Origin of the sequence: Lacticaseibacillus jixianensis (assembly GCF_003946485.1) — a bacterium.
Classification (GTDB): Bacteria; Bacillota; Bacilli; order Lactobacillales; family Lactobacillaceae; genus Lacticaseibacillus; species Lacticaseibacillus jixianensis.
Window position 1 is genome coordinate 39,060 of the sequence record NZ_RHOJ01000011.1, and the last position, 14,774, is coordinate 53,833.

Genomic DNA, 14,774 nt, shown 5'->3' on the forward strand with positions numbered 1-14,774 from the left:
GACACGCAAACGCCCCTGCACTGCGATTCGAAATACACGAATCGTGATGCAGGGACGCCTGCGTTTGGGGCTAAGACCGCTTTGTGTCGCAGCCTCGATCGATTTGCGATGAAGCTAGTTCTGGTTCTCTTTCAAAATGGCCTCGGTCTTCTTCTGCAAGGCGTCAAACGCAGTCTTGCCGGCAGTGCCCTTGGTGATGGTACTGTCGACCGTGTCCATCAGGTCGTTGCGGTAGTCGCCGTAGCCGGCAAAGACGGTCGAGGCAAACGCGGTGTCGGAGGCATCAACGGCGGCCTTGAACGTCGGGTTGGCCTTCAGGTAGTTCTGGTAGGTCGCAGAGTTGGTCGCGCTCTTGGTGACCGGCACGTAGCCAGACTTCTTGGCCCAGTAAGCAGCGTTCTGCTTTTTCAGCAGGAACTTCTGGAACGCCCAAGCGCCCTGCTGCTGCGCCTTGGTTGCGCCCTTAAACAGGACGTTGTCGTTCCCGTTCAGCGGCTCGGCCACGGAATCGTTGGCGAAGCTCGGCACGGTCGCAGTCCCCCACTTCATGCCCTTTGGCGCTTGAACAGAGCCGATGGAGCTGGAGCTGCCAATGCCGAACACGGCCTTTTGCTGGCCGAACGCCACGGTGAAGTAGTAGTCGGTGCCCGCGGTCTTCACGTAGCCCGCCTTGCGCAGGCTGAGGATCTTGTCGACCGCAGCGAGGGTAGTCGGCGCGTTGAGGTTGGCCTTGCCATCAGCGGTGATCAGCTTGTGGCCGGCCTGCATCGCCATCCCTTCGAGCTGAACGTCGTAGGACTGGTCCATGGCCAGTACCGCCAGCTTGTCCTTTTTCAGTGCCGGGCCCATTTTTTCAATATCATCCCAGGTCTTCGGCATGCTGAGGTGGTACTTCTTCATCAGCGTCTCGTTGTAAAAAAGCACCTGCGTGGATTCCGAGTACGGCAGGCCGTAATACTTGCCCTGGTACTCGCCGGCCTTTAGGAAGCTCGGGTAAATGTCGCTGAGCTGCGCGGCGGACAGCTTGTTTTGGCCGTGCAACATCTGCGCATCCCACGGGATCAGGAAGTCATTTTTGACGTAATCGCCGATGTTGGTGGTCGGCGCCTGCGCGATCACTGGCAGGGTCTTGCTCTTCGCCGCGGCCATCAGCTTCTGTTGCAGCGCGTCGTAGCTCCCCTGGCTTGTCGCCACGACCTTGTACTTGCTCTGACTCTTGTTAAAGTCATCGATCGTCTTCTGCTGGGCCTTGTTCCAGGCCCCAGTCATGCGGTGCCAGTAAGTGATCTTAACCGGTGCCGTCTTGGACTGACTGCTGCTCTTACCGCAGCCGACCAGCCCTACTGTTAATAGTGCGCCTAATGCTAACGCGAGCACGCGGCTCATGCGTTTAGTCATGTCTGTTCCTCCAATAAGAAAAATATGGTGTCTTGTCACTAGCTATTATGCCGATTTTCATTCCCAATTGAAAGCAAAATGGCTCGATTCATGCAATTTTCCTGACCGGTCGGCCCACTCACTGGCGCTTTCCACTGAAAATCAACCACAAACTGCCGAATCAATTACTGAAAGCGCGTTCACCTCAGCCCACGGCTTGACGCCGCGTCCCCTGGTGCGCGATTTTTTCGCGTGCCGGTGTCCCCGAATCCGTGTATGCTAGAAAGAACAAAGGAGGCGCTTCATGCCAGAAACCTATGGATACATCAAAGCCATCCGCGCCAAAGTTGGCCACATGCCGCTCATCCTCAACTGTGCGGCCGGGATCCTGCTGAACGACAAGCGCGAAATCCTGCTCAACCACCGCACCGATAACGGCACGTGGAGTCTGCCTGGTGGCTACATGGAGTACGGCGAGACCTACGCCAAAACCCTCGTCCGCGAGTATAAGGAAGACAGTGGTCTGGACGTCGCGATCGTCCGGGAGCTGAAGTGCTTCGATCAGGGCGAGACCGTCTATCCCAACGGCGACGTCTGCCAGACCATCGCCATGCTCTATTTAGTCAAGGCCACCGGTGGCAGTTTCGCCGAGGCCGACGTCAACGAGACCACCGAGGTCAAGTACTGGCCGCTGGCCGCCCTGCCGCCGCTGCTCAATCAGCAAAACGCCGACATGATCGCTTACGCCGCCGCAAACTGCTGACTAAACGCAACAGGCTGAGACACAAAGCGGTTTTAGCCCAAAACGCAAGCGTCCCTGCATCACGATTCATGCATTTCGAATCGCGGTGCAGGGGCGTTTGCGTGTCTGGGCGTTGCTTTGTGGAACGCGACTAGGGCAATTATGTCCCAGCCTGTTTTTGTCACCGTGTAACCATTTCGGCCCAGCTACGCCAAATGGGACAAGTTGCTCAGCGTGAGCAGGTTCTCAGTGATGAACGCATTGATCATGCGCTCACACTCGGCCTGGTCACGCAGCTGCATTTGGGTCGCCGCATCAATGATGGGCGTCGCACTTGCATCTGCCATCAGTCTCGCTCCCTTCTTCAGGGTCCTTGTGCCAAATTTCGGGTCAACAAACATTCTCCCGGGGCCTTGGCCCGCATCACCCGGGAAATGAGACAGTCTACATGAGCTGACCAATGCCATAGTGAATGATCATCGTCACGATGCCGACAATGACGTTGCGGATCATGGCGTTTTTGACGATGCCTTCCCCGAGTTTGGCGGACAGATAACCGGTCAGGGAGACGGACAAGATGACCGCCAGGATGGTGGCCGGCCACTGCCACGCCACCGGGGCGACCGTCATGGCGAACAGGGGAAAAATCCCGCCGGACGCCGCCGACACCAGTGACGCAAGGGCGGCGTACCACGGGTTCATGTAGTGATCCTTCTTCAGGGAGTACTTGACGCGGATGACCGTGCCCAGTGCGTCCTCCGCCAGCAGCTGATCGGCAATCTCGCCGGCCGTGGCCGTCGTGACGCCGCGCGCCACGTAATAGTCGACAACGGCCTGCCGCTCGCCTGCCGGGTCGCTCTGCAGCAGTGCTGACTCCTCGGCCACGACCGCCTTTTCGGTGTCCTTTTGCGAAGAGACCGAGGCGTACTCCCCCGATGCCATCGAGAAGGCACACGCGAGCAGGTCCGACAGTCCCGCGATGAAAATGGTGAACTGGTTGGTGGTCGCCGCGGCCACCGAAAACAGCACCCCGACCACCGTCAGGATCCCGTCATTAGCACCCAGGACCCCGGCCCGCAGGGTGTTCGCCCGCTCGGCCATGGTCTGTTTTTCTTTTGTCTTTGGTTTATTCAGCGCTTTCATCATGCAGGTCGCTTCCTTAATGTGCGAAGAGTGAGCCGATCAGGTAGGTCACCGCCATGGTCAAAACACCGGCCACCACGTTGCGCAGCGCCGCCTTCCAGCGGTTTGCTTTACCCAAAGCGGCGGCAATGTAGCCGGTGATGGTCAAAGAGATCACCACCGCAATGGCAGTTGCCAGGACCTTGATGGCCGGGGGAAACACGGTGATCGCTACCAGCGGCAGGATCGACCCGGTGGGAAACGAGATCATCGAGGCCAGCGCGGCCGCAACGGCACTGGTCGTCTCGCCGGAATCAAAACCGTAGCGCTCCCGCACCGCAATGTTCAGCGGATCACGGCTCAGCATTTCGTGCGTCGCCTGCCGCGCTAAGTCAGCCGAAATGCCTGTGTGCATGTACTTCTGCTGGATGAACGCGAACTCGCCTTGAAAGTCGTCATCAAGTGCGCGGCTTTCTTCGGTGATGGCCCGCTTTTGTCCGTCACGTTCGGCGTTCACCGAGACGTACTCGCCCATCGCCATGGACACCGTGCCCGCCAGCATCCCCGACAGGCCGGAAATCAGGATGGCGTAATTGTTGGCCGTGGCGCCGGCCACCCCGATCACGATCCCTGCCACCGACAAGATCCCGTCGTTGGCGCCCATCACGCTGGCCCGCATGACGTTGACTTTCTCTGCTAGCTTCATCTTTCCACCCCGCGTTGATAACTATTCTAATTGCTTTCAAATGTAGTCTAGGGCTGCTTGCTCGCATTGTAAAGGATGTCTCCCCATTTTGTTTGGACTGCCTAAATTAATTAGGGGCAAAGTGAATTGCCTCATCGTCGCCAGCTTTTCATTTATGGCTTAAATGCCCATATATTGGCCTTAAGTGACCTTTTTTCATTTCTTGGTGTGTGTCCTTTATTTTGCTTGGCCGCCTGTTTTTCCTGGTAATATTTTTTTATTAGGTCCCGCAAATATTTCCGAACGCCTTTTAACCCCGGCGTTATGGGAATATAACGCATATCTGCATACGTCCTGACAACGCTTTTGTTAGGTTAGGCTAACAAAAGCCTTTACACCGAAAAGTCCAGGGGTATACTGATTGTGTTTTCAGAAAGGATTGGGGAAAAATGAAAGAAGACGTTCAACCCAAAAAGCGCAAGCTCATTGAATACGCCAATGGGCCCTCGCTTCAGGAGATCAACGGCACCGTCGAAGTACCCAAAGGCAAAGGCTTCTGGCGTACATTACTGGCTTATTCAGGTCCCGGGGCTTTGGTCGCCGTCGGTTACATGGATCCAGGTAACTGGTCAACCAGTATCACCGGCGGGCAAAACTTCGGCTACCTCCTGATGTCCATCATCTTAATTTCAAGTTTAATTGCGATGTTGCTGCAAAACATGGCTGCTAAACTTGGCATTGTGACGCAAATGGACTTGGCCCAGGCGATTCGGGCCCGCACCAGCAAATCACTCGGCATCGTCCTCTGGATCATGACCGAGCTGGCCATCATGGCGACCGATATCGCAGAAGTCATCGGGGCGGCGATCGCGCTGTACCTGCTCTTCGGCATTCCGCTGGTCATCGATGTGTTTATTACCGTATTTGATGTTCTGCTATTATTGCTCCTGACCCGCATTGGTTTTCGGAAAATCGAAGCCATCGTGGTCGCACTGATCATGGTCATTCTGTTCGTCTTCGCCTATCAGGTCGCGCTGAGTAACCCTGATTGGCTTGGCGTCCTCAAGGGCCTGGTGCCATCAGCTGGCACCATTGCTGCCCACCCAACCGTCAACGGCATGACGCCGCTGTCCGGGGCGCTGGGCATCATTGGGGCGACGGTCATGCCCCACAACCTGTACCTGCACTCCGCGATTTCCCAGACCCGGAAAATCGACCATGACGATGAAGCGCAAGTCGCTCAGTCCGTCCGCTTCAGCCAGTGGGATTCCAACATCCAGCTGTCTGTCGCCTTTGTGGTCAACTCCTTGCTGCTGATCATGGGGGTCGCGGTCTTCAAGAGCGGCGCGGTGAAGGATCCTTCCTTCTTCGGCCTGTACCAGGCGCTGTCTGATACATCCGTGCTGTCCAACGGCATTTTGATCGCCGTCGCCAAGTCCGGGGCGCTGTCCGTCCTGTTTGCGGTCGCCCTGCTCGCCTCTGGTCAAAACTCGACCATCACCGGCACGTTAACCGGCCAGGTCATCATGGAAGGCTACATCCACATGCGCATGCCGCTGTGGGCTCGTCGCCTGGTCACCCGGCTGATCTCCGTGATCCCAGTGCTGGTCTGCGTCTGGATGACGCGAAACCTGCCGCCAGTGGCGGAGCACGAAGCTCTGAACGATCTAATGAATAATTCTCAGGTCTTCTTAGCCTTCGCGTTGCCATTCTCCATGCTGCCACTGCTGCTCATGACCGACTCCAAGGCCGAGATGGGCAAGCGGTTCAAAAACTCCACCTGGGTCAAGGTGTGCGGCTGGGTCTCCGTCATCGGCCTGACCTTCCTGAACATGCTGAACCTGCCTGACGCCTTCGCGGGTTTCGTCAGCCCAAGTATGGAAAACGAAGCGCACATTGGCGCTTACGTCGCCATCGTCCTGATCATGCTGCTACTGGCATGGTGCCTGTATGATATGTACAAAGGCAACCAGGAGCTGATCGCCTCTGGGATGGCCCGCGACGAGTTGATCGCGTCCGGTCAGTCCACCGCTGAAATGGTCAAGCAGGAACGGGCTGCTGAAACGGCCGAAGACAAGCGGAATAAGGAGGAAAAGCGCTAATGGCACAAGATGATTTTCACAAAATTCTAGTCGGCGTCGATGACTCCCAAGACGCCCTTGCTGCCTTTCAGTACGCGATCCACCGCGCCCGCGTCGACGGCGCCAGCCTGGTGATCACCACGATCATGGAGAGCGATGAAATGAACGTTTACGAAGCCCTGTCAAAGGACTACGTGCATGGCGAGCGCCAGGACCTCGAGCAGCACCTCTCCGAATACGTCCAGCTCGCCGAAAAAGCTGGCATTAACGACGTCCGGGCCGTAATTGGTGAAGGCGACGCCGGGGAGACCATCGTCAAAACCCTGATCCCCAAGTACCAACCGGATCTGCTCGTGATCGGGGCCGCGGCCAAGCGGGGGCTCGCGCGGCACTTTGGTTCACAGGCCGCCTACATGGCAAAGTACGCCCCGTGCTCCGTGCTGGTCGTGCGCGAGTAGCCATGCGCGCCTGAATTGACGCACCTAAATATTGCCCGGGAAATGACGGGCTTTGTTTTTAGATAACATATGCAACCGTAGACATATAACAAGCTGGAGATGGCTCAATTGAACTACTGGCTCCTCACACTGACCTTTCTCAGCGTGAACCTCGATTTCTTTTTCATGCTGTTGTTCCTATTAAAGCAATACTCACGCAACGCGGTGATCCTCGGCTACGTGCTGGGGGTGAGCGTGCTGATGACCCTGAGCTTTGCGGTGGGCAAAACGCTGGCCTGGTTCTTGCCGGAATGGCTCCTCGGGGTGCTGGGCGCATTGCCGCTTTACATGGCGCTGCGTTCGGACCACGACTCGAATCGGGACCAGCGCCACCACTCAGCCGTTCTTTCGGTGTTTCTGACCTACCTGGCCGTCTGTGCCGGTTGCAACCTGTCGCTCTTCCTGCCCGTGCTGGCCGGTGAATCCGTTGCCCACTTTGGCGGGACGCTCGGGTTCATCGCCATGCTTGCCGTTGCCGTCGTCTTGTTGATCAATCAAATTGGGCGGCTGCCGGCAGTCACCACCGTCATGAAAGCACACGGCGAAACCCTGATGCGGCTTTGCTACGCGGCAATCGGTCTGTGGGTCTTTTGGGACAGCGGTTTAGTCTCCCACTTGTTATCTCTCATTTAGGAGATGACCGTAATGAACGAGCAGCGGCTTGCGGAGACCGTGCGCATCTTCAAGGTCCTCAGCAACGAATCCCGCATCCGTATCCTGTATTTTTTGGAAAATAACGAGGCCGACGTCACCACGATCGTCGACGGTCTCGGCATCAATCAGCCGCAGGTCTCACACCAGCTGGCAATGCTGTATCGCTACCAGCTGGTCTCCCGGCGCCGCGTCGGCCGGCACGTCTTCTACGTGCTCGACGATCCGCACGTGCTGACCGTCGTCGATGCCACGCTGGCGCATGTGTCGCACGAAATTGCGCACCGCCCAGTTAAAATGTAATGTAACGTTGCACCAGACGCGCCGGGCCAGCCCTTAATCTTGGGCTGGCCCGGCGTCTTTTGGTTGCGCAAATTCACCCCACCTGATATGCTGAAGGTGAGAAAAGTTTAGCCACGCCTAAAACAAGGAGGGGTTCCATGCTTCAAGTCACGGACCTCACCGTTGCTTACGATGCCACACCAGTGTTCACTGATGCGACCGTCACCTTCGACGCGGGCAAAATCACTGGCATCATCGGTCCCAATGGTGCAGGAAAATCAACGCTGATCAAGGCCGCGCTCGGCCTGATCAAAAAACAACACGGCACGGCCACGTTCAACGATCGCCCGCTCAGTGACTTTAAGCGCCGCATCGCGTACGTCGAGCAGCGCAAGGACCTTGACCTGACGTTTCCCATCAGCGCCTTCGACGTTGTGCTGACCGGCACCTACGCACGCCTCGGCCTGTTCAACCATCCCGGGCGCGAGGAAAAAGCCCGAGCCAAGGCCGCCCTTGAACAAGTTCAGCTGGGTGCGTTTGCCCAGCGCCAAATCGGCAACCTGTCCGGCGGCCAGCTCCAGCGGGTGTTCGTCGCCCGCGCGATCGTGCAGGACGCTGACCTCATCATCCTTGACGAGCCGTTCGTCGGCATCGACCTGCAAAGCGAAACTACCATCATGGCGATTCTGAAGCAGTGGCAGCGCGCCGGCAAAACCATCATCATCGTGCACCACGACTTGAACAAGGTCTTCCAGTACTTCGATGACCTGGTCGTGATGAACCACGGCATCATCGACTACGGGCCAGTGGCCCAGGTGTACACCGCAGCCAACATCACGCGCGCCTTTTCCCCGGACCTGTCGGCTGTCCTGTTCGACCGTCAGGAGGTGGCGCAATGACGACCATTACCGAATTCATCACGGCGCTGGGCCGCTACGGCTTCCTCCAAAGCGCGCTGCTGGCCGCCATCATGGTCGGCATTATGTCCGGCATCATCGGGGCGTTCATCATCCTCCGCGGGATGTCGCTGATGGGTGACGCGATTTCCCACGCGGTCCTGCCAGGGGTCGCCATCGCCTACATGCTCGGCATCAACCTGCTGATTGGCGCGTCAGTGTTCGGCATCCTCGCCGCACTACTGATCGGCTTTGTCTCAACCCACAGCAAGCTCAAAACCGACACCTCGATCGGGATCGTGTTCTCCGCCTTTTACGCGCTGGGCTTCATCCTGATCGCCGCGGCGGGCAGTGCGGTGAACCTGAATCACATTCTGTTCGGGAACATCCTCGCCGTGGCGGACGGCGACATCATGACGACCGCCATCGTGCTCGGGCTGGTGCTGCTGTTTGTGGTGACATTCTACAAAGAGCTGCAGATCACCTCGTTTGACCCGGTGTTCGCGCAGACTTACGGGCTGAAGGTCCAAGTCATCCACTACAGCCTGATGCTGGTGCTGACCCTGGTCACTGTCTCCGCACTGCAAACCGTCGGCATCATCTTGGTGGTCGCCATGCTGATCACGCCGGCCGCCACCGCGTTTCTCTGGACGAACCGGCTGCCGGTAATGCTGGGGCTGTCCGCCGCGATCGGCGCGGTCTCTGCCACCGTTGGCCTGTACCTCAGCTACACCTTCAACTGGGCGTCCGGGCCGGCGATCGTGCTGGTGGCTGCGCTCTTGTTCCTGCTGTCCTTCGTGCTGGCCCCCAAGCAGGGCTTCGTGCGGTTAAAAATGCGCGTCACCCGGCCCCGGCCGCAAAAGGCGGGCCCAGGGCTGGCCGACCAGGAGGTGCTTTAAATGAGGCGCTTCTTACTCACGCTGCTTGGGGTCCTCGCCATGATCGCCGGCGTCGCCACGTTCTTGAACGGCCGCGCTGACCGCCCGCAAGCCGATGCGCAAAGCGGCAAGCTGCAGGTGGTGACCACGAACTCGATCCTGGAGGACATGGTGAACCAGGTCGGCCAAGGCCGCGTGCAAGTCTACTCGATCGTCGCCCGCGGCACCGACCCCCATGAATACGAGCCGCGGCCGACCGACGTGGCGGCGGCGGTGGAGGCAGACGTGCTTTTTCACAACGGCCTTCACCTCGAAACAGGCGGCAGCGGCTGGTTCACCAAGCTGGTCACAACCGCAGGCAAGCGCTTCGGCCAGGACGTCTTCGCCGCCAGCGCCGGCGTCCAGCCGCGCCACTTAACGGCCAATCCTAAAGAAGAGGATCCGCACGCTTGGCTCGACCTGGCCAACGGGATTCAGTATGTCCGCACCATCGCCCGCGTCCTGCGGGAAAAGGACCCGAAAAACGCGCAATTCTACCAGCAAAACGCGGCGGCCTACACCAAGCGCCTGGCCCGCCTGCATCAAACCGCGCAGACGCAGTTTCAGGACCTGCCCAAACGCAGGCGGATCCTGATCACCTCGGAAGGCGCGTTCAAGTACTTCGGCGCCGCCTATGGCCTCACGCCCGCCTACATTTGGGAGCTGAACTCCGAGGCCCAGGGCACGCCGGAGCAGATGCGCGCGGTGCTGACCAAAATTGAACAGCGTGACGTCCGCAGCCTGTTTGTCGAAACCTCGGTGTCGCCCAAGTCGATGAATAAGATCGCGCAAGACACCGGCCTGCCGATCCATTCCAAACTGTTCACCGACTCGCTGGCCAAGGCCGGCCAGCCCGGTGACACTTACTACACCATGATGAAATGGAACATCGAGAAGATCCACGCAGGTCTGAACAAGACGTAAAAAAGCGGCCAAAATTTGGCCGCTTTTTTAATACGTTCCGTCGCACCAGCGTTCGGCAACGTCGATCAAAGGGCTGACGGTTAGCTGCGCTTGACTTTCACCCAACAGACTCAGGCCAGTTACTTCTGATCGTCGTCTTTGGCCGCAAACACGCTCGGGTCAATGCGCGAATCGAGCCCGTCGTCCGCCTGAAGGTCATCGGGTGAGACCGGCAGCGGCTTGGACGGCAACACAGCCAGGATGATCATGGACAGCAGCACCACCCACTCGAGCAGGCTTTGGGCAGTTGAGCCTCTTTTCAACAACTCCGCCGCGGTGTAGACGATCAGTTGGATCGGGAAAATCCACCAGGGGATCCCGCCATCACGGTAACGCCGCACCGTCAGGCCGAGGCCCGGCAGAAGGACGGCCAGGCAGCACACGAAGACCACCAGCAGAAAAATCAGCATCCCGACCCCGAGGTGAGCAAACAGCTTCGCGGGATCCGGCACCTTGGCGCTGCCGGCAATGGTCCCGACCAGTGCCGCGATAAAGGCAATCATCGCAAGGATCGACAAAATCGTCTCAAACAGCATGATCCACCAGTACTCGCTCCGCGTGGACCGCCCCTTGAAGTTCACGTAGTTACCAAAAAACGCCTTGATCGTCGTCAGACCGGTCGCCCGGTAGTACTTGTTATGGGCAGCGATTTGTTCGGCGCGATTAGACTTGATTGCCATTTTCCCTAGCCCCTTTTCTAGTTGTGATGAGCTAAACATAGCACGCAAAAGCGCTTATCACAATATATTTTATCCCAATATTGAACATTCGTTCGTGTGTATATCGCTTTCTGAAGTATTTTTAAAGGCTATTGTGCGTATTTTTGACAGTAGGACCGAAATTAACGCCGCTGTTAGCTTGCGCGGCCTAGTTGGGCTGCGACTTGGCAACGCCCGAGCGCTCTGCTACGCCACCTGCATCGCCGCTAAAGTTCAGCGGCAATGCCGATGGCTAGGCTAAGCGTCGGGCTAAGACCGCCAAGTCTTCGCACCCTGACTAGTTGGGCTGCGAGTCGCCAACGCCCGAGCGCCTAGCAGCTACGCATGTCAGCCTGAAGTTCGCTTTGCTCACACAGGCTGATCAACGCCACCTGCATCGCCGCTAAAGTTCAGCGGCAATGCCGATGGCTAGGCTAAGCGTCGGGCTAAGACCGCCAAGTCTTCGCACCCTGACTAGTTGGGCTGCGAGTCGCCAACGCCCGAGCGCCTAGCAGCTACGCATGTCAGCCTGAAGTTCGCTTTGCTCACACAGGCTGATCAACGCCACCTGCATCGCCGCTAAAGTTCAGCGGCAATGCCGATGGCTAGGCTAAGCGTCGGGCTAAGACCGCCAAGTCTCCGCACCCTGACTAGTTGGGCTGCGACTTGGCAGCGCCCGAGCGCCTAGCTACGCTCACGGCCTCGCCGCCAAAGCCCAGCGGCAATCCCCTGAGCTAGGCTAGGCGTCGGGCTAAGACCGCCAAGTCTCCGCACCCTGACAAAAAGCCCGGCCCCCCATTTTCGGGAAGGCCGGGTCTTGTGCTACTGCAGTTCCTTTGGCCGCGGGGCGATCAACACGTTGGCTCCCATTGATAACAGGCCATTGAACGTCTCCTCGCAATCGCTTAGGTCAAACCCGCGCCTGCCGACAGGCGTGGGGAATCGCACGGTCGTGATCGGGGCGACCTCGCGCAGGTATTCGAGTGCCGCCGGGGTGTCGGTCTTCAGGCCATCATCCCACCAAAACAAGACTGGATTCTTGCTGACCATCAGCTTTACCTTAAACTCCATTTGGCTCGCTCCCTCTCCGAATGAAAGCGCTTCATCCACGTCTAGGATACCGCATTTAGGGGGACAATTGCGAGAATTCTGCTCGGCCTGGCCCAAAAAATGGCTTAGCTCGCCTCGCTTAGGCGGCCGTCTTCCATCTGGTACGTGCGGTCGGCAAACTCGCGCAGGCGCAGATCATGGGTGACGATGACGACGGCCTTGTTGTGCTTGGTCGCCAGCGTCTTAAACAGCGCCCCCACGACTGCCACCCGTGCGCTGTCCAGGGCCGCTGTGGGCTCGTCTGCCAGAATGATAGCGGGGTCTGGATAAAGCGCCCGCGCGATTGCCACACGCTGCTGCTGGCCGCCGGACAACTCGCCCGGATACTTGTTGGTCAGCGCCTGGATCCCCAGCGTTTGCAGGACGTCTTCAAGTGCTTCCGGCGACAGGTTGCCGCTGGGTTTGACCTTGTCGACCAGCCGGAACTGGTCGGCCACGGTGAGGTACGGCAGCAAGTGGTACGCCTGTAAAACAAAGCCGATCGCGTCCAGGCGCAGGGCGTCGCGTTCTTTTTTCGACCGTTCGGTATAGCTGATGCCGTTGAGCGTCACCGTGCCGGCCGTCGGGGTCAGCAGGCCGCCGGCGATGGTCAAAAAGGTGCTTTTACCCGATCCGGACGGGCCCATGATCAGGCTGAGCGTGCCCGCGTCCGCCTCAAAATTCACGTCGTGCAGCGCCTGAACCTGCGCCGTGCCACTGCCAAAAATCTGATCCACGTGCTTGATTGTAAATGAACTCATGATTAACCTCCAATGACCGAAACCGGATCAACGCTCAGCACCGACTTGATTGGGATCAGACTCCCGAGCAGCGCCATCACGAGCAGCCCCGCCCCGACGGCCGCCAGAATCGGGATGTCGAATGCCATCGGCACCGCCGCCGGCATCGCCAGCGCGGTCAGCGCCGTAAGCCCCGCCGCGATGATCATGCCACTGAGTACCAACAGCAGCGACTGCGCCACCGTGGCGCCCACCAGAACGCGGCTGGGGATCCCCTGCGCGCGCAGCACGGCGTAGTTCGGCAGCTTTTGCATCGTCAGAATGTACAGGAACACCGCGATGATGATCAGCGAAATGACCATCAGGAACCCGATCATCAAAACGAAGGTCGCGTTTTGGGCCGAGTAACCTGGCAGCTTCTCGATGACCTGCTGCGTCTTGTAGGTCTTCACGCCGCTACGGGTGTTTTGGTACTTGGCGTCCTTGGAAATGATGGCCGATGCCACTGGCCCGGCTACGATCCCGCGCAGGCGCCGCCACGTTGCCAGCCGGCCGTAGACGATCGGGGCAATGTTCAACTTGGCCTTCGCGGTGAAGCCCACGATCGTATATTTTTGCTTATCATCATTGAGGGTCAGCTTGTCACCCAGCTTGTAACCGGCGGTCTTAAACGCGGTATCGACCACGACTTCGGTGGCCTTCTTCACGTTGCGTCCGGCCGTCAGCTTCAGGTCCTTGGCGATGTACTGGCTCGCCTTCAGCCCGAGAAACACGGCGGACTGCTGCTTTTGGCCCTTCGCCTTGGCGACCACGCTGGTTTCGCCGATCACGGCCTCGTTCTTGGACAGCGGGCCGATCTGCTTGCTGCTCAAAAACGACTGACGCATATCGGTGTTCGCATCCGCGTTCAGCGTAATGCGGGCGGCGTCCCAACTGTAAATAGCATCCGTATTCTGCTGGGCCAGGCCGAGCGCCAGGCTGGTGAGAATGAGGATCAGGTAACCGATCAGGGTGATCATGAAGACGATCAACCCCGAGCGGAGTTTTTCCTTTTTGATTTCTTTTAGGGCTAAAAACATGAGTTAATCTCCTTTAATTTAAGGTGCGGCGGGTTCGCGCATTTAGGGGGACAGCCAGCCTAGGTCAAGGCATTGCCGGCGTTTTTTGCCGGCGAGGGCTTGACCGTAGCTGGATGCTCCCCCGTTGCGAACCCAAAGCCCGATTATGAAGGTGCAGAGGCTTGGCGCACTTAGCCCGACAGCTAGCCTAGCTTCCACCATTGTCGGCGTATTTTGCCGACGAGGGTGGGAGCGTAGCTAGATGCTCGGGCGTTGCCAAGCCGACGCCCGATTACAAGGTGCGGCGGGTTCGCGCATTTAGGGGGACAGCCAGCCTAGGTCAAGGCGGCGCGCAGCTGCGCGATTCGCGCCTCGGCGGTTGCCGGCGCCAGAATAATGTCCTTCACGGTTTGGTGGTACAGCACCGTGAACGCCCACTGCTTGGCCGCGCCACCAGGGCTGAGTTGCGTGGGCGTCTCACCCAAGTAGCCTTCGTTGTAGCGAAAATGCTGCTGGATCAGTTCGTGGTACTCGCACTGGCTGGTAGTTTCAACAAACTGGCGCAGCGCTGCGATGTACTCGTCCACGTTGCCGGTAGTCGGCCGCTTGGGCATCCCCCGGTGGATCACCCCCATCGCGATGCCGAACAGGTACTGATACGCATCGGTCAGGTCGGTGAAGTACTTGTAAAACGCGCCGCGGGCGATGCCGGCATCCTTCACGATCCGCGCCACCTGGGCGTCTGCCAGCGGGTAATGGGAAAATTCATTCAGCAGCGCCTGGCGGATGCGCGCCTGCTTGTCTTCATCTAAATGTTCAAAAGTGGGTAATACCAAGGGTTAGTCCTCGCTTTCCGCTATGGTGACGCCGTGTCACCGCTTGTCGATGTTGATCAGTATACGCGTCGGTGACACAGTGTCAACTTTTTTGGTTGATTTAGTTTCAGAAAGCTTTTCGCAAAGTGAGTTGACACTCA

General features: G+C 58.3%; 17 protein-coding genes. 8 read left to right on the plus strand and 9 right to left on the minus strand.

Annotated elements, in window-relative coordinates:
- Window positions 1–114: 114 nt before the first annotated feature.
- Window positions 115–1,398 carry an ABC transporter substrate-binding protein gene (locus tag EKM85_RS05955; protein WP_125585362.1) on the minus strand — a complete coding sequence of 428 codons (1,284 nt, stop codon included), beginning with the start codon at window positions 1,396–1,398 and terminating at the stop codon, window positions 115–117.
- Window positions 1,399–1,681: 283 nt separating this feature from the next.
- Between EKM85_RS05955 and EKM85_RS05960 the strand changes: the two genes are divergently transcribed.
- Window positions 1,682–2,140: an NUDIX hydrolase gene (locus EKM85_RS05960; RefSeq protein WP_125585363.1), complete on the plus strand. Its 459-nt coding sequence runs from the start codon at window positions 1,682–1,684 to the stop codon at window positions 2,138–2,140.
- A gap of 185 nt (window positions 2,141–2,325) precedes the next feature.
- Here the strand turns inward: EKM85_RS05960 and EKM85_RS11455 are convergent, their stop codons facing one another.
- From EKM85_RS11455 to EKM85_RS05970, 3 genes are all read right to left on the minus strand, one after another.
- Complete coding sequence (locus EKM85_RS11455) at window positions 2,326–2,466, minus strand: hypothetical protein (protein ID WP_164510683.1); 141 nt, start codon at window positions 2,464–2,466, stop codon at window positions 2,326–2,328.
- Window positions 2,467–2,563: 97 nt separating this feature from the next.
- Window positions 2,564–3,265 carry a VIT1/CCC1 transporter family protein gene (locus EKM85_RS05965; protein ID WP_379882000.1) on the minus strand — a complete coding sequence of 234 codons (702 nt, stop codon included), beginning with the start codon at window positions 3,263–3,265 and terminating at the stop codon, window positions 2,564–2,566.
- A 13-nt stretch (window positions 3,266–3,278) separates the two neighbouring features.
- The gene (locus EKM85_RS05970; protein WP_125585364.1) at window positions 3,279–3,947 is read right to left on the minus strand and encodes a VIT1/CCC1 transporter family protein; all 669 of its coding nucleotides are present in this window, start codon (window positions 3,945–3,947) and stop codon (window positions 3,279–3,281) included.
- 428 nt (window positions 3,948–4,375) lie between these two features.
- On the opposite strand from EKM85_RS05970, the gene EKM85_RS05975 reads away from it, so the two are divergent.
- The 7 genes from EKM85_RS05975 (at window position 4,376) to EKM85_RS06005 (ending at window position 10,174) form a co-directional block, all read left to right on the plus strand.
- Window positions 4,376–6,028 (plus strand): Nramp family divalent metal transporter, encoded by a 1,653-nt coding sequence (locus tag EKM85_RS05975; protein WP_125585365.1) that lies wholly within the window; start codon window positions 4,376–4,378, stop codon window positions 6,026–6,028.
- Window positions 6,028–6,465 (plus strand): universal stress protein, encoded by a 438-nt coding sequence (locus tag EKM85_RS05980; protein WP_125585366.1) that lies wholly within the window; start codon window positions 6,028–6,030, stop codon window positions 6,463–6,465. Before EKM85_RS05975 ends, EKM85_RS05980 begins: the two co-directional genes overlap by 1 nt.
- Window positions 6,466–6,564: 99 nt before the next feature.
- Entirely contained in the window at window positions 6,565–7,137 is a 573-nt protein-coding gene (locus EKM85_RS05985) for a cadmium resistance transporter (RefSeq protein WP_125585367.1), read from the plus strand.
- 12 nt (window positions 7,138–7,149) lie between these two features.
- Window positions 7,150–7,458, plus strand: coding sequence for an ArsR/SmtB family transcription factor (locus EKM85_RS05990; protein ID WP_379881995.1), 309 nt, complete (start codon window positions 7,150–7,152; stop codon window positions 7,456–7,458).
- 137 nt (window positions 7,459–7,595) lie between these two features.
- Window positions 7,596–8,336: a metal ABC transporter ATP-binding protein gene (locus tag EKM85_RS05995; protein ID WP_125585369.1), complete on the plus strand. Its 741-nt coding sequence runs from the start codon at window positions 7,596–7,598 to the stop codon at window positions 8,334–8,336.
- Window positions 8,333–9,232, plus strand: coding sequence for a metal ABC transporter permease (locus tag EKM85_RS06000; RefSeq protein WP_125585370.1), 900 nt, complete (start codon window positions 8,333–8,335; stop codon window positions 9,230–9,232). Before EKM85_RS05995 ends, EKM85_RS06000 begins: the two co-directional genes overlap by 4 nt.
- Complete coding sequence (locus tag EKM85_RS06005) at window positions 9,233–10,174, plus strand: metal ABC transporter solute-binding protein, Zn/Mn family (protein ID WP_125585371.1); 942 nt, start codon at window positions 9,233–9,235, stop codon at window positions 10,172–10,174.
- Window positions 10,175–10,293: 119 nt separating this feature from the next.
- On the opposite strand, the gene EKM85_RS06010 is transcribed toward EKM85_RS06005, so the two are convergent.
- The 5 genes from EKM85_RS06010 to EKM85_RS06030 form a co-directional block, all read right to left on the minus strand.
- A complete protein-coding gene (locus EKM85_RS06010) occupies window positions 10,294–10,893 on the minus strand; it encodes a DUF805 domain-containing protein (RefSeq protein WP_164510685.1) in 600 nt (199 codons plus the stop codon).
- An 840-nt stretch (window positions 10,894–11,733) separates the two neighbouring features.
- A complete protein-coding gene (locus EKM85_RS06015) occupies window positions 11,734–11,982 on the minus strand; it encodes a hypothetical protein (protein ID WP_125585373.1) in 249 nt (82 codons plus the stop codon).
- A 104-nt stretch (window positions 11,983–12,086) separates the two neighbouring features.
- Window positions 12,087–12,761 (minus strand): ABC transporter ATP-binding protein, encoded by a 675-nt coding sequence (locus tag EKM85_RS06020; protein WP_125585374.1) that lies wholly within the window; start codon window positions 12,759–12,761, stop codon window positions 12,087–12,089.
- Window positions 12,762–12,763: 2 nt separating this feature from the next.
- Complete coding sequence (locus tag EKM85_RS06025) at window positions 12,764–13,819, minus strand: ABC transporter permease (protein ID WP_125585375.1); 1,056 nt, start codon at window positions 13,817–13,819, stop codon at window positions 12,764–12,766.
- Window positions 13,820–14,133: 314 nt separating this feature from the next.
- On the minus strand, window positions 14,134–14,634 hold the full coding sequence (locus tag EKM85_RS06030; protein WP_125585376.1) for a TetR/AcrR family transcriptional regulator: 501 nt from the start codon (window positions 14,632–14,634) through the stop codon (window positions 14,134–14,136).
- Window positions 14,635–14,774: the final 140 nt, after the last annotated feature.

Excerpts from the sequence above, each read along its gene's own strand:
- EKM85_RS05955 (WP_125585362.1), bottom strand. The coding sequence starts at position 1,398 with ATGACTAAACGCATGAGCCGCGTGCTCGCGTTAGCATTAGGCGCACTA.
- EKM85_RS05960 (WP_125585363.1), top strand. The coding sequence starts at position 1,682 with ATGCCAGAAACCTATGGATACATCAAAGCCATCCGCGCCAAAGTTGGC.
- EKM85_RS11455 (WP_164510683.1), bottom strand. The coding sequence starts at position 2,466 with ATGGCAGATGCAAGTGCGACGCCCATCATTGATGCGGCGACCCAAATG.
- EKM85_RS05965 (WP_379882000.1), bottom strand. The coding sequence starts at position 3,265 with ATGATGAAAGCGCTGAATAAACCAAAGACAAAAGAAAAACAGACCATG.
- EKM85_RS05970 (WP_125585364.1), bottom strand. The coding sequence starts at position 3,947 with ATGAAGCTAGCAGAGAAAGTCAACGTCATGCGGGCCAGCGTGATGGGC.
- EKM85_RS05975 (WP_125585365.1), top strand. The coding sequence starts at position 4,376 with ATGAAAGAAGACGTTCAACCCAAAAAGCGCAAGCTCATTGAATACGCC.
- EKM85_RS05980 (WP_125585366.1), top strand. The coding sequence starts at position 6,028 with ATGGCACAAGATGATTTTCACAAAATTCTAGTCGGCGTCGATGACTCC.
- EKM85_RS05985 (WP_125585367.1), top strand. The coding sequence starts at position 6,565 with ATGGCTCAATTGAACTACTGGCTCCTCACACTGACCTTTCTCAGCGTG.
- EKM85_RS05990 (WP_379881995.1), top strand. The coding sequence starts at position 7,150 with ATGAACGAGCAGCGGCTTGCGGAGACCGTGCGCATCTTCAAGGTCCTC.
- EKM85_RS05995 (WP_125585369.1), top strand. The coding sequence starts at position 7,596 with ATGCTTCAAGTCACGGACCTCACCGTTGCTTACGATGCCACACCAGTG.
- EKM85_RS06000 (WP_125585370.1), top strand. The coding sequence starts at position 8,333 with ATGACGACCATTACCGAATTCATCACGGCGCTGGGCCGCTACGGCTTC.
- EKM85_RS06005 (WP_125585371.1), top strand. The coding sequence starts at position 9,233 with ATGAGGCGCTTCTTACTCACGCTGCTTGGGGTCCTCGCCATGATCGCC.
- EKM85_RS06010 (WP_164510685.1), bottom strand. The coding sequence starts at position 10,893 with ATGGCAATCAAGTCTAATCGCGCCGAACAAATCGCTGCCCATAACAAG.
- EKM85_RS06015 (WP_125585373.1), bottom strand. The coding sequence starts at position 11,982 with ATGGAGTTTAAGGTAAAGCTGATGGTCAGCAAGAATCCAGTCTTGTTT.
- EKM85_RS06020 (WP_125585374.1), bottom strand. The coding sequence starts at position 12,761 with ATGAGTTCATTTACAATCAAGCACGTGGATCAGATTTTTGGCAGTGGC.
- EKM85_RS06025 (WP_125585375.1), bottom strand. The coding sequence starts at position 13,819 with ATGTTTTTAGCCCTAAAAGAAATCAAAAAGGAAAAACTCCGCTCGGGG.